Origin of the sequence: Pseudomonas umsongensis, assembly GCF_002236105.1 — a bacterium.
Taxonomy (GTDB): Bacteria; Pseudomonadota; Gammaproteobacteria; order Pseudomonadales; family Pseudomonadaceae; genus Aquipseudomonas; species Aquipseudomonas umsongensis.
On sequence record NZ_NIWU01000001.1, the window covers coordinates 2,092,352 to 2,105,483 of the forward strand.

A 13,132-nucleotide genomic window follows, 5' to 3' on the forward strand; every position below is an offset into this window, starting at 1 on the left:
CCACCCCTCTGGAGCCCTCGCCATGGACGCCCATTTGATCAACGCGCTCGGTGACGAGCTGTTCAACGCCCTGCGCAGCAGGCAGACGCTGCCCCCCCTGACCCGCCGCTATCCGCAGATCACCCTGGAGCAGGCCTACGGGATTTCCCTGCAGTTCCTGCAGCGCCGTGAAGCCCTCGGCGAGCACGTGATCGGCAAGAAAATCGGGGTCACCAGCCGCGCCGTGCAGGAAATGCTCGATGTCCACCAACCGGATTTCGGCTTCCTCACCAATGCCATGCAGGTCGAGGATGGCAGTGACGTCAGCCTGGCCCGCTACAACCTGATACAGCCCCGGGCCGAAGGCGAAATCGCCTTTATTCTCGGCGAAGATTTGCAAGGCCCGGGCATCCGTGCCGAGGACGTGCTGGCCGCCAGCCAATGGGTGGTGCCGTGCTTCGAGATCGTCGACTCGCGTATCGACGACTGGCAGATCCGCATCCAGGACACCGTGGCCGACAACGCCTCGTGCGGTGTGTTCGCCCTCGGCTCCCAGCGCATCGACCCGCGCTCGCTGGACCTGGCCGCGGTGCACATGCAAATGAGCAAAAACGGCCAACCGGCAGGCTCGGGCCTGGGCTCGGCGGTGCAAGGCCATCCTTGCGCGGCAGTGGCCTGGCTGGCCAATACCCTGGGCGAGCTGGGCATCCCGTTCCGCCGTGGCGAAATCATTCTTTCCGGTGCCCTGGCGCCGCTGGTGCCGGTGATCGCCGGTGACCACATCAGCCTGTCCATGACCGGCCTGGGCGAAGCCAGCCTGCGCTTTGTCCCGTGAATCGCCCTTCCCTCTTCAGGAGCCAAAAAACCATGAGTAAAAAGATCAAATGCGCGCTGATCGGGCCGGGCAACATCGGCACCGACCTGCTGTACAAACTGATGCGCAGCGAGGTGCTGGAACCGGTGTGGATGGTGGGCATCGACGCCACCTCCGAAGGTCTGGCACGAGCACGCGAGCTGGGCCTTAAAACCACCGCAGACGGCGTGGACGGATTGCTCCCGCATGTCCTCGAAGACCAGATCCAGATCGCCTTCGACGCCACCTCGGCCTACGTCCACGCCCAGAACTCGCGCAAGCTCAATGCCCTGGGCGTGTTGATGATCGACCTGACTCCGGCGGCCATCGGCCCGTATTGCGTGCCACCGGTCAACCTCAAGGCGCAACTGGGCCTGGGTGTGATGAACGTCAACATGGTCACCTGCGGCGGCCAGGCCACCATTCCGCTGGTGGCGGCAGTGTCCAGCGTGCAGCCGGTGGAATACGCCGAGATCATTGCCACCGCCGCGTCCAAGTCGGTCGGCCCCGGCACTCGCAAAAACATCGACGAGTTCACCCGCACCACCGCCAGCGCCGTGGAAAAGGTCGGCGGTGCGAAGAAAGGCAAGGCGATCATCATCATCAACCCCGCCGAGCCGCCGCTGATCATGCGCGACACCGTGCATTGCCTTACCGCCAGCGAACCCGACCAGCCGGCGATCACCGCCGCCATCGAGGCCATGATCGAGCAAGTGCAGCGCTACGTGCCCGGCTACAAGCTGGTCAACGGCCCGGTGTTCGACGGCAATCGGGTGTCGATCTTCATGGAAGTCGAAGGCCTGGGCGACTACCTGCCCAAGTACGCCGGCAACCTGGACATCATGACTGCCGCCGCAGCGCGCACCGCCGAGATGTTCGCCGAGGAAATCCTCAAGGGCGAGCTGGTACTCACCGCTACTGCCCAAACCGCTCACGCATAAGGAGTCGACCATGGATCTTCGCGGCAAAAGCATCACCGTTCACGACATGTGCCTGCGCGACGGCATGCACCCCAAGCGTCACCAGATCAGCCTGCAACAGATGAAAGACATCGCCTGCGGCCTCGACGCGGCCGGCGTGCCGCTGATCGAAGTCACCCACGGCGACGGCCTGGGCGGCAGCTCGGTGAACTATGGCTTCCCGGCCCACACCGACGAAGAGTATCTGTCGGCAGTGATCCCATTGATGAAAAAGGCCAAGGTCTCAGCCCTGCTGCTGCCTGGCATCGGCACCGTCGATCATCTGAAAATGGCCCATGAACTGGGGGTCAATACCATTCGCGTGGCCACCCATTGCACCGAGGCCGATGTCAGCGAACAACATATCTCGCACGCCCGCAGCCTGGGCATGGACACCGTCGGTTTCCTGATGATGGCCCACATGAACAGCCCTGAAGGCCTGGTCAAGCAGGGCTTGCTGATGGAAAGCTACGGCGCCAACTGCATCTACCTGACCGATTCGGCGGGCTATCTGCTGCCCCACGACGTCAGTGCTCGCGTGACGGCGATGCGCGCGGCCCTCAAGCCTGAGACCGAAATTGGCTTTCATGGCCACCACAATCTGTCGATGGGTGTGTCCAACTCCATTGCTGCGATTGCCGCCGGGGCCAACCGCATCGACGCCGCCTGCGCAGGACTCGGTGCCGGCGCGGGCAACACGCCGATGGAAGTGCTGGTGGCGGTGTGTGATCGCATGGGTATCGACACCGGCGTCAGTGTGTTTGGCATCCAGGATGTAGCTGAAGACCTGGTGGTACCGATCATGGACTTCCCGATCCGCAGCGACCGCGATGCACTGACCATGGGCTACGCCGGGGTTTATGGCTCGTTCCTGCTGTTCGCCAAGCGCGCCGAGAAGAAGTACGGCGTGTCAGCTCGGGAAATTCTTGTTGAGATGGGACGTCGTGGGATGGTTGGTGGGCAGGAGGATATGATCGAGGACACTGCCATGACACTTGCTCGTCTGCGGCGGCAGGGGTAAGGCTTTGTGTTACGCGATTTTTTTCAGGTGTACATATCCGTTGCTGCGGTAACGGCCACCTAGGGTTTCGCTCTTACAGCGAGTCACTTTCGAAAAGCGCGAAAGTAACCAAAGCGCTCTTGCCCCACCACTCGGTGCCTCGCTAAGGCTCGGCATGCCAGAACGAAGGCATTGCTCCGTGGGTCGCCGCGATGGGCCATCCCTGGCCCAGCGCGGCTAAACCGGCGTCCTGCCGGTTTACCCACTGCGCAATGCCTGCGTTCGGCCATCGTGGTTAACGGGGCGCCCCCAGATCAAAAACAAAAGCGAGGCGGCCTTAAAGCCGACCTGACTTTAGCGGTAACCCTAATCCCCTGTGGGAGCGAGCCTGCTCGCGAAGGACGTCAACGATAACGTGCCCAGTCTGGATGAACGCGTTGCCTGGAGATTTTTCGCGAGCAGGCTCGCTCCCACAATGAGATAGCAGGCAGACCTGAAATCAGGTCGGCTTTAAGGCCGCCTCGCTTTCGCGTTTGATCTTGATCTGGCTTTTGATTTTCTTGCCCCATCGAGAGGCCGAGTGGAGGTTCTGCGCAGTGGGTAAACCGGCATGGATGCCGGTTTAGCCGCGCTGGGCCAAGGATGGCCCATCGCGGCGGGCCCACGGAGCAGGACCGGAGCGAGGGCATGCCGAGCATTAGCGAGGCACCGAACGCCTGGGGCAAGAGCCCTTGGTTACTTAGGGCCGGGCGGCGTTCCGTTTTTCCAAGTGACTCGCTGTAAGAGCGAAACCCTAGGTGGCCGTTACCGCAGGAATGGATATGTACACGAAAAAAAACAGTCGATCACTGGCCTAACGCCAATCAGCAACAATCCCATGCTCCAACGCAAACGGCTGCGCAGCAATCGTCCGACGCTGAAACCCTGGTGCCTGCTCTGCAGTAGCCAGCCACAACATCACCGCCGCCGGAACATGGGGCGGTGCGCTGCCGGAACGCAAAGCGATCAACCCTTTGTCACCGATGGTGGCCTTGAGCGCTTCGGTCGTCACCACCCCTGGATTAAGGGTGTAGGCACGAACGCCGAGATCACCCAATTCCGTGGCCATTACCCCGGAGAGTCGCGACACCGCCGCCTTGCCCGCGCCGTAGGCATAACCCCAGCCGCCCTTGCCCGCCGCCACCGGCGGATCGCTTTCGCCGGCGCCGGAGGTGACATTGATCACCACCCCGCCACCGCGCGTCACCATGTGTTCAGCCACCGCCTGGGTCAACAGGAATGGGGTGAGGATATAGCCCTGGAACATCCGCTCCAGGGTCTGGGCTTGCAAGTCCATGAACCCGGCGTTGAGGTCGCTGCCCTGGTAGATCGCGTTGTTGATCAGTACGTCGATGCGACCGTACTCGGCCAGCACCGCCTGGCAGGCGCCCAGGGCCGAAGCGCTGTCGAGCAGGTCCATGGGCACGACAAGCACCCGGCAACCAAGATCGCGCAACGCCTGCGCAGTGCCGTTGAGGCTGCCAGCCAGTGGCGCTCCGGCGGCATCGCGCAGGGCATGTTCATGTTGTTCACCCTCATTGAGGGTACGGGCGCTGATCGCCAGGTCGAAACCGGCGCGGGCGAACGCCAGCGCCGCCTCGCGACCGATACCACGGCTGGCGCCGGTAATGAATGCCACCTTGTTCATGCAAGTTCCTTTCAGAAGTGCGGAGCGCGGACCATGGCGTCCATGCCGCCATCGACGAAAACCACGCTGCCGTGGACAAAAGACGCTTGTGGCGACTGCAGGAAGACCACCACGGCGGCGATCTCATCAGGGCAACTGGAGCGGCCCAGGGGCGCGACGAAATCACGGGTTGCCTGGCCAAAGCGCGCATCATCCAGCGACGCCTGGTGCAGCGGGGTTTCTACCGCACCCGGCGCCACCACGTTCAAACGCATGCCCCGCTTGCCCCAGCTCACGGCCAGGCTACGAGCATGACGGCTGATCGCGTATTTGGAGGCCGCATAGGCGACATGAGGCTGACCGAGGGTATTGGCCAGTTCCAGAGCCTGGACTTCATCGCCTGCAATCATCGCTTCAACCATCGCCTGACCGTCGACGCCTGAGTGAGTCGCCGCCACCGAGCCGATCACCAGTGCCGCCGGTTGCTGGCCCTTGGCAAGCGCACCTTGCAAGCCATCGAGCAATTGGCTGACGCCGAAGTAGTTGACCGCCGGGATCAGGCCGCAGGTCGGCGCCGTGACACCCACTCCGGCGCAGCAGATCAGCCCGTCGAGGACGCCGCCGCTGAGCTCAAGCACTCGGGTGATGGCCGCGTCACGCCCCTGGGCAGTGGACAGGTCGGCGATCACTTCGGCGTTGCTGCGATCGATCCCGATAACCTGGTGCCCGGCGGCGCGTAGGGCGGCGGATACGGCGGCGCCGATTCCCGAGGCGCTGCCGGTGATGGCTGTTATTGGCATAGTGGTTCTCCGTGATAGGTCCGCCCAGTATCGACAGGGCAATCACGGGACGGCATCGTCCGTGCGGACTAAAAATTGATGTGTTGAAACCAGAGGAAACCCGGGCGCCGCGGTGTGACTGATACACCGCAGCGCCTGGTTCGCCTGTAGGAGCCAGGCTTGCCGGCGAAGAACAATTATGCGGAGTGACAGATACACCGCGGCGCCTGGTTCGCGGGCAAGCCTCGCTCCTACAGACCATCAAATTCAGGCCTGGCGATAAATCGGCACGGCCAGTTGCAGCGGCGGCACTTTGATCTTTTCCGTCACTTTCAACCCAAGCCTGGGTTTGCCCAAAGCCACCACGCTGTTGAGCAGGATGCGCACCAACTCGGTCTGGCGCCGCACGCCGGTCTTGGAGAATATCGAGCGCAAATGCGCCCTCGCGGTATTGCGTCTGATATTAAGAACCTCTGCAGCTTCTTCCAGGGACAGGCCGTTGGCCAGTTCCATGGCCAGGGCAGTTTCGGCCTTGGTCAGGTTGAACAACTGCTTGGTCACCACCTCGCTGGCCAGGGATTTACTCGACGCATCGCGGATGTAAACCAGCGCTGCGGGCTGGCCCTTCTCCTCGGCCCAGTCCAGGGACCGTATCGATTCAACCACTACACCGAGGGCGACCAGTCCGGAAGGACGGGTCACTGACATGGCCTCGGCGTCTTTTGGAGCATCCGGGGAAAACGCGGCGCGAATCAAGCGTTGCAGCTCGCGGTTGTCGCTGGGGTAAGTCGCCTCCAGGCGCCCGCCCACCAGTTTCAAGCCGTCGGAACGGGCGAGGATTTCCTGGGCCACCGGGTTGATCTGCAACACGCTGCCGCTCTCGTCGAGCACCAGGGTCGCCACCGATAGCCGGCTGATGGCCTGGGAGTACAACTCGCTCAGCGATTCACTGCGGTCCAGCAGGTTATGCAATTGCGAGGCACGCCGCAGGTGGGGCAGGAAACTGGCGCACACCGCGCGTTCATGGGCAGAGAAATTGGCTGCCCGTTTAGGGCGGGTCATGCGAAAACGCAGTTTGCCGCCGTCCGGCGTGGAAATGTCGGCACACATCAGGTGGTACACGTCATGGGGCTCGCAGAACATCTTGAAGTAGCCGTTCTGCTCCCACTGCGTGGTGCTCATGATGTCGTCCACGGTGAATACATGGTCCAGCGGCTGATTGGAGAAAGGTGAATTGGTTTGCGGGTAGGTCATGTAACAGACATCACCGGCACCTTCGATCTCGCCAACGATGATCATCACGCCGGTATCGGGTTGATCCGGCACCCGCAGGATCAGCGTGACGAAGTTGGCATCGTAGAGTTTGAGAAAGCTCCTGAGCGCCGTGGCCATCAGTTTCGGATCGAGTGCGCCTTCATAGATCTCGCCCACCAACTGGTTGTAGCGTGTAAGGTCCAGGCCAAGACTGGCCAGGGCTTCATGGGTCAAGTCACCGTTTTGCATAGTCTCATCTCGCTCGGGTAAGGACTGTGCCCTTCCCTTGTTATTTTTATAATTTCGGCTGGGGAGCCCAGGGCTCCCCTCTCTCGACTGCTACTTGCCCGCCAGTTTCACCAGCGCCTGCGGACTCCACAATAGGTCCGCCAGGATTATTTTTCGTTCGCGGTATCACGCGCAGCCGGGCTGTTTTTCAAGCGGAACTGCCCGTGTGCCGGTACCGGTTGGCGTACCCGTGCGGTGACCAGTGGTCGCCCGCGATTGAACCAGGCCGCCAGCGCCGGCAGGAGGAAAATTGCCCCCAACACGTTGACCAGGAACATGAACGACAGCAGCACGCCCATGTCGGCCTGGAACTTCAGCGGCGCGAACGCCCAGGTGCAGACCCCGATGGACATGGTCACAGCCGTGAACACCGCGGCCGTACCCCGTTGGCACATGGCCTCGTAGAACGCCTCCCGCAAATTGGCACCGCGCAGCATTTCATGCTGGATGCGCTCGTACAGGTAAATCCCGTAGTCGACCCCCACCCCCACTCCCAGCGCCATCACTGGCAAGGTGGCAACCTTGAGGCCGATCCCGAGCAGGGTCATCAGCGCGTTGCACAGGATCGCAACAATCGCCAGCGGCACCAGAATGCACAGCACCGCGCGGATCGACAAGAAGGTCAGCCAGCAAAACAACGCCACCGATCCGAATAGTGCCCCCAGCATGATGACTTCGGCACGCTTGACCGCCTCGTTGGAGGCTGCCATCACCCCGACGTTGCCACCGGCCAGGAGGAATTCGACTTCTGGCGAGCTGACTTCGGCAATGATGCGGTTGGCCTCACTGATCACATGGCTGACGGTGCTGCCTTCGTGGTTGGCCAGGAACACCAGGATCTGCATCTGTTGGCAGCCGTCGGTGACCAGTCCGTCATCCGGCATATAGGCCCTTGCGCCCTGGCTCAGGCCTCGGGGCGAGCCCGGAATCGCCGCCCAGCGCGGATTGCCTTCGTTATTGCCGGCGATCACCCGCTTGCCCATGTCCGCCACGCTCTGGATCGACTGAACGCTTGTGACGGTGCGCATACGAAAGTCGAACGCCTCCACCGCACGCATCACCGTGGGTGACAGGCAGCCTTCGTCGACGCCCTTGACCTGGACGAACACTGACAACACATCAAGACCGATGGAGTAGCTGTTGATGATCTTGGCGTTGTCCTGGTTGTAGCGCGAATCGGCCCGCAGTTCCGGCGCGCCCGCGCCGATGTCGCCTACCGCCAGGTCGCGAGCCTTCCAGGCCCCGGCTGCCAGGAGCAACAGGCTGACGGCAAACACCCCGAGGGCCGGCCCCGGTTCGGCAAGCGCCGACAGGCGCCACCACAGGCGATGCCTGCCCGCCGGCCGCGCCTGCGCCCGGCGCAACAGCGCAGGTTCCAGGCGCAGGTAGGAAATGATCACCGGCAGCATGAGTTTGTTGGTGATGATCATCAGCATCACGCCGATGCAGGCCGTTACCCCCAGTTCGTGGACGATGGGGATATCGATCATCATGATCACCGCGAACCCCAGGGCGTTCATCAGCAAGGCCAGGGAGCCGGGGATGAAGATCTTGCAGAACGCCAGGCGCGCCGCTTCCCTGGAACTGCTGCCGGCCAGCACGTCCTGCTTCCAGGCATTGGTCATCTGCACCGCATGGGATACGCCGATGGAGAAGATCAGGAACGGCACCAGGATCGACATCGGATCGATGCCCAACCCCAACAGCGGCAACAACCCCAGCAGCCAGACCACCGGCAGCAACGCTACCAGCAGCGCCACCACGGTCAGGCGCAGGGAACGCGAGTAAAGCCACAGCAGCAACCCGGTGATCACGAACGCGACGACAAAGAAGCCAATCACCGTGTTCAGCCCTTCGACCACGTCGCCCACCAGTTTGGCGAAGCCGACAATGTTGATCTCGATGTCAGGGCTGTTGTACTTGCCGCGAACTTCTTCCAGGCGCTTGGCGATTTCAACATAGGATACCGGCTGGCCGGTCTTGGGGTCAGTGTCCTGCAAGTCGGCACGGACCATGGCCGACTTCAGGTCGTTGGCCACCAGGCGGCCGACCTGTCCGGACGCAGCGGTGTTGCTGCGCACCTGCGCCAGGTCCTCAGGGGTGCCGCTGAAGCGCGGTGGCACCACCACGTCGCCGAAGAAGCCTTCCTCGGTAATTTCGATATAGCGCACGTTGGCGGTAAACAGCGACGTCACGCTGGGACGGCTGACTCCGGAAATGAAAAACACGTCGTCGGTGACTTTGCGCAGGGTCTCCAGGTACTCGGCGTTGTAGATGTCGCCCTCGCCTTTCCAGCGCACGCTGACCAGGAAACGGTTGGCGCCGGTGAAGTAACGGCTGAACTTGAGAAAGTTGACCATGTACTCATGACGCACCGGGATCTGTTTGTTGAAGCCCGGGTCCAGTTGCGTGTGGGTAGCGCTGTAGCCCAGGCCCAGCGTCACCAGGACAAACAGCAACAGCAGTCCCTTGCGCCAGGCCATCAGGTAGTCCGCGCACGTTTCGACGCCACGCGTCACCCAGTGTTTACCTTGATTCATTGCCTGCCTCTCATTTACTGGGTGGCCTGTGTGGCCACTAGGGCAGCAACGCTGCCACCTGAACCCTGCAATACCCCACGCTCGCCACCCACCAGCAGGCGCGAGCCCACCATCGCCGCCGAGGTCAACGTACCGAGCCCGGCCAGCCGCGCGACACCTACCAGTGCACCCTGTGCATCCAGGCGCACCACCGAGCTGCCGGCACCGACGATCACCAGGCCCGAGTGATCGGGCAGCAGTACATGGCCGTACAGCGGCAGTTGATTACCCACGTCGATCTGGGTCCAGCTGTCGCCGAAGTCGTGGCTGACGAACACATGCCCGCGCATGCCATAAGTCACCCAATTATTCGCGCTCAGGCGCACGATGCCGAACAGCGAACCGCTGTAGAACGCCGGCAAGGTCTGCCAATGCTGGCCGCCATCGGCCGTGCGCAGCACCAGGCCCTGTTCGCCCACCAGCATGCGTCGGCCATCGTCGCCACCGGCCATGCTATTGAGGTGTGCGCTGTCGATGTCCAGGACCTGTGGTGTCCAGGTCTGTCCGGCATCGGAAGATTGATAGAACTTGCCAAAGCTGCCGAACGCCATGACGTTGTCGCCACCGCTGCTCCAGATCCCCAGCAATGGCTCGCCCAAATCGCTGTCGTAGCGAATTTCCTGCCAATGGCTGCCGGCGTCCGTGGAACGCAGGATCAAGCCGTCATGCCCCACCGCCAGCAAGCGCTGCGGGTCCAGCGCCACCAGGGCAGTCAAGGTGGCATCGCGTTGCGGGGCGACACTGGCGGGCTGCCAGCTGACGCCCTGGTCGTCGCTGAGCAGGATGCTGCCGCGCTCGCCCACGGCGACCACGCGCGAGCCAAGGTTGAGCAGACCGTTGATCTGCACCCGGTCCGGGCGTGTGGCCAACAGTTCTGCCTGCGGTGGAGATTTTGGGGAAAAGGTGTAGCCGATGGTCAGGGCGACCACCAGGCAGACCAAGTAGCCGATCACAGAGCGCATGAGCAACGCTCCTGTTCGGGGCACGCGTGCATAGGGCAAGTCATAGGCCAATCCTCTTGTTCTTGTCAGGCGCCAGGGCATGCGAGGCAACCGAATCGGGCGTCGCCTCCGGGGCAATAGTCGGCGCAAGGGGTGGGTCACACATCGTCCAAATGGCTTATGGATTGGCGCAAATGGCGTGGCGGTCGGGACTTGGTTTTTTTGCGGGAGTATTCGATCCCCCGTCGGAGCGAGCATGCTCTGCGATGGAGGTCAACGATGACGCGGGGAGCCTGACATCCCGCGGTGCTCTCAGGTTTTTCGCGAGCATTCGAGCGTCGACCGGCTGCTCCTACAGGGCCCGCCGCGCTGGGCAGAACCTGCACTCGGGGGCAAAAAATCAAAAACCAAAGCAGAGCAAAAGCAAAGGCAAACGGCCTGACAGTCGACCTGATTGCAGGACTGTCCACGATCCAATTGTGGGAGCGAGCCTGCTCGCGAAGAGGCCATGCCAGTCGCCATCCAGGTCAACTGATCTAACGCTTTCGCGAGCAGGCTCGCTCCCACAGGACCTCACCCATTCAATGGCTCCGGTGGCGATCAGGCGAGGTACAGGATGACCAGGTCGTTGATCACCGACGGCCGGTCCTGGCCCACCACGTGGGTGGTGAGTTCCAGGGTCAGCTGGGTGCCACGGGCCGACAGATCGACCTTTTTCACCCGAGCCCGCGAATGGATGCGCGAGCCGGCCGGTACTGGCGCCGGGAAGCGCAGGCGGTCGGAGCCGTAGTTGACCTGGGTGGTGAAACCACTGATTTCGAAGCCCAGTGCCAGTTTCATACGTGACTGCAGCACCTGCACCAGCGCGCCGTGGGCGATCGTGCCGCCGAACGGGCTTTGCAGGCGGGCGCGTTCCGGATCGGTATGGATCCAGTAATCGTCGCCCGACAACTGGGCGAAGGCGTCGATCAGCGCCTGGTCGACCACCACCACGTTGCTCCAGTCGCTGAACTGATCGCTGACCAGGGCCTGCAAGGCCGGTCCATCGTTGAGGTCGATCTGCCGCACTGGTGGCTGCTCCGATGCCACGGGCGCCGGTTCGCTTTCCTGCGCGGGCAGCGATTCAAGGCTCGCCGCATCCTTGTCCACTCCGGTGAAACGCAGCAGGCGGTTGCCCTTGGCATCGACTTCGGCGAACACCGGCTGCAAGGCCATGCCGATGCGGATTTCGTCTTCTTCGAGGCCCACCAGGTTGGTGTTGATGCGCACCCCTTGGGCCAGCTCTACTACTGCCAGCTTCTGCGGCATTTCATCCATGAAATCCGGCAAGGTGGCAATGCGCGTCACCGTGTAGCTGTAAAGCGTCGCGGCGCCGTCGACTTCGCGCCAGGCCAAATCATGCTCCAGGCACACCGGGCAATGCCGACGCGGGTAGAAATTCCAGTGCGCACAGGCATTGCATTGCTGGATCAACAGGCGGCGAGCCTTCAGGCCCTCCCAGAACGGTGCGGAGATCTGCGTCGCGACCGGCATCGGTTTGTTGTTGGACATGTGCTTATGCTCCCTGAAGTATCAATGCGCCCTGCTCGCTCATCACGCCGCCGGTGCCGGAGACGTAGACGCTGTCGCAGCGCCCCAGTTGGCGCTCGCCGGCAGTGCCGGCGATCTGCGTCACCGCCTCGATCACCTGGCTCATGCCACCGGCCGAGGCCGACTGGCCGAAACTGAGTTGCCCGCCGTGGGTGTTCATCGGGAAGTCGCCTCGCCAGGTCAGGTCGTGTTCACGCACGAAGGCCATGCCCTCGCCCTTGCCACAGAAACCGGCGTCTTCCAGGGTCAGCAAAGTGGTGATGGTGTAGCAGTCGTAGATCTGTGCGGCATCGACGTCCTTGGGCTTGAGGCCCGCCATGGCAAAGGCCCGCTCGGAAGCCGGGCCAATCGGCGTGCGCAGCATGTCCTCGGCATACGATGGCGACTTGAATGCCAGGTGCTCGCCAAAGCCGGTAATGAAGGCCGGGCGTTTGCGGGCCCGTGCCGCGACTTCCTTGTTGGTGATGATCAGCGCGGCGCCACCGGCCACCGGCATGACGATCTCGAGGACGTGGAGAGGGTCGGCGACCATTTTGCTCGCCAGGACCTGCTCGATGGTCAACGGCTGGCCATAGAACATGGCTTGCGGGTTGGCCAAGGCATTGGTGCGCTGGTCGACGGCGATCTTGGCCATCGCCCGCTGGTCGTAGTCGTACTGAGCGGCATAACGCTGGGCGATCATCGCGTAGCCGGTGTTCTGGCCCATGTGCCCATAAGGCAGGTCGAACTCGGCTTCAGGCGCGCCAAACGCGGTGCTGTGTCCGCCGAAACGCATGGAGCGGGCCATCCAGCCGGGATCTTCGTCGGGTCCCAGCGGCGCCATGCGCGCAGGAATGACGCACAGCACGGCCTGGCACAGCCCCAGTTCGATGGCGGCGGCAGCGCGCCAGACCATGCCTACCGAGGTGCATCCACCCAGGTCCACCACTTCGGCGAAGTTCAATCGCAGGCCCAGGTATTCGGCGGCCATCGCCGGTACGAACACCGAAGCCTCGTGAAAGTGCGGGCCGTTGATCACCAGCCCATCGAGGTCCGAGGCCTTCAGCCCGGCATCGCGCAGGGCCTGTGCCGCCAGGTCGGCGACTTGCTCGAGGTGAAACATCTTGGGCGCGGTCGAATATTTTTCCGGTTTGTATTGTGCGCTGCCAACGATGGCCGCATGCCCTTTGAGTCCCATAGTGCCTCCATGCCGAAGCGTTCAGCTGCGGCCTATTCCAGGTTGTGTTGAAGCTCCGGGCACACCA

The 13,132-nt window shown here is 62.6% G+C and carries 10 protein-coding genes; 3 read left to right on the top strand and 7 right to left on the bottom strand.

Features of this window, described 5'->3' with window-relative positions:
• The first annotated feature begins 22 nt into the window (after nucleotides 1-22).
• The 3 genes from PSUM_RS09475 to dmpG are packed head-to-tail and all read left to right on the top strand — an operon-like array spanning nucleotide 23 to nucleotide 2,812.
• A complete protein-coding gene (locus PSUM_RS09475) occupies nucleotides 23-814 on the top strand; it encodes a fumarylacetoacetate hydrolase family protein (RefSeq protein WP_083349409.1) in 792 nt (263 codons plus the stop codon).
• A 32-nt stretch (nucleotides 815-846) separates the two neighbouring features.
• Nucleotides 847-1,773 (top strand): acetaldehyde dehydrogenase (acetylating), encoded by a 927-nt coding sequence (locus PSUM_RS09480; RefSeq protein WP_020796430.1) that lies wholly within the window; start codon nucleotides 847-849, stop codon nucleotides 1,771-1,773.
• A 10-nt stretch (nucleotides 1,774-1,783) separates the two neighbouring features.
• Complete coding sequence (gene dmpG / locus PSUM_RS09485) at nucleotides 1,784-2,812, top strand: 4-hydroxy-2-oxovalerate aldolase (RefSeq protein ID WP_020796431.1); 1,029 nt, start codon at nucleotides 1,784-1,786, stop codon at nucleotides 2,810-2,812.
• 832 nt (nucleotides 2,813-3,644) lie between these two features.
• Here dmpG and PSUM_RS09495 read toward each other — a convergent pair.
• From PSUM_RS09495 to PSUM_RS09525, 7 genes are all read right to left on the bottom strand, one after another.
• Entirely contained in the window at nucleotides 3,645-4,478 is an 834-nt protein-coding gene (locus PSUM_RS09495; RefSeq protein ID WP_020800085.1) for an SDR family NAD(P)-dependent oxidoreductase, read from the bottom strand.
• 11 nt (nucleotides 4,479-4,489) lie between these two features.
• The gene (locus PSUM_RS09500; RefSeq protein WP_020800084.1) at nucleotides 4,490-5,257 is read right to left on the bottom strand and encodes an SDR family oxidoreductase; all 768 of its coding nucleotides are present in this window, start codon (nucleotides 5,255-5,257) and stop codon (nucleotides 4,490-4,492) included.
• A gap of 246 nt (nucleotides 5,258-5,503) precedes the next feature.
• On the bottom strand, nucleotides 5,504-6,739 hold the full coding sequence (locus tag PSUM_RS09505) for a helix-turn-helix transcriptional regulator (RefSeq protein WP_020800083.1): 1,236 nt from the start codon (nucleotides 6,737-6,739) through the stop codon (nucleotides 5,504-5,506).
• 146 nt (nucleotides 6,740-6,885) lie between these two features.
• Entirely contained in the window at nucleotides 6,886-9,318 is a 2,433-nt protein-coding gene (locus PSUM_RS09510) for an efflux RND transporter permease subunit (RefSeq protein WP_020800082.1), read from the bottom strand.
• A gap of 14 nt (nucleotides 9,319-9,332) precedes the next feature.
• The gene (locus PSUM_RS09515; protein WP_083349410.1) at nucleotides 9,333-10,319 is read right to left on the bottom strand and encodes a WD40/YVTN/BNR-like repeat-containing protein; all 987 of its coding nucleotides are present in this window, start codon (nucleotides 10,317-10,319) and stop codon (nucleotides 9,333-9,335) included.
• A 579-nt stretch (nucleotides 10,320-10,898) separates the two neighbouring features.
• Entirely contained in the window at nucleotides 10,899-11,849 is a 951-nt protein-coding gene (locus PSUM_RS09520) for a bifunctional OB-fold nucleic acid binding domain-containing protein/MaoC family dehydratase (protein ID WP_083349411.1), read from the bottom strand.
• Between the two features lie 4 nt (nucleotides 11,850-11,853).
• On the bottom strand, nucleotides 11,854-13,065 hold the full coding sequence (locus tag PSUM_RS09525; RefSeq protein WP_020800079.1) for a thiolase family protein: 1,212 nt from the start codon (nucleotides 13,063-13,065) through the stop codon (nucleotides 11,854-11,856).
• Nucleotides 13,066-13,132: the final 67 nt, after the last annotated feature.

Coding starts and splice junctions, on each gene's coding strand:
- PSUM_RS09505 (WP_020800083.1), bottom strand. CDS start 6,739: ATGCAAAACGGTGACTTGACCCATGAAGCCCTGGCCAGTCTTGGCCTG.
- dmpG (WP_020796431.1), top strand. CDS start 1,784: ATGGATCTTCGCGGCAAAAGCATCACCGTTCACGACATGTGCCTGCGC.
- PSUM_RS09475 (WP_083349409.1), top strand. CDS start 23: ATGGACGCCCATTTGATCAACGCGCTCGGTGACGAGCTGTTCAACGCC.
- PSUM_RS09500 (WP_020800084.1), bottom strand. CDS start 5,257: ATGCCAATAACAGCCATCACCGGCAGCGCCTCGGGAATCGGCGCCGCC.
- PSUM_RS09525 (WP_020800079.1), bottom strand. CDS start 13,065: ATGGGACTCAAAGGGCATGCGGCCATCGTTGGCAGCGCACAATACAAA.
- PSUM_RS09515 (WP_083349410.1), bottom strand. CDS start 10,319: ATGCGCTCTGTGATCGGCTACTTGGTCTGCCTGGTGGTCGCCCTGACC.
- PSUM_RS09520 (WP_083349411.1), bottom strand. CDS start 11,849: ATGTCCAACAACAAACCGATGCCGGTCGCGACGCAGATCTCCGCACCG.
- PSUM_RS09510 (WP_020800082.1), bottom strand. CDS start 9,318: ATGAATCAAGGTAAACACTGGGTGACGCGTGGCGTCGAAACGTGCGCG.
- PSUM_RS09480 (WP_020796430.1), top strand. CDS start 847: ATGAGTAAAAAGATCAAATGCGCGCTGATCGGGCCGGGCAACATCGGC.
- PSUM_RS09495 (WP_020800085.1), bottom strand. CDS start 4,478: ATGAACAAGGTGGCATTCATTACCGGCGCCAGCCGTGGTATCGGTCGC.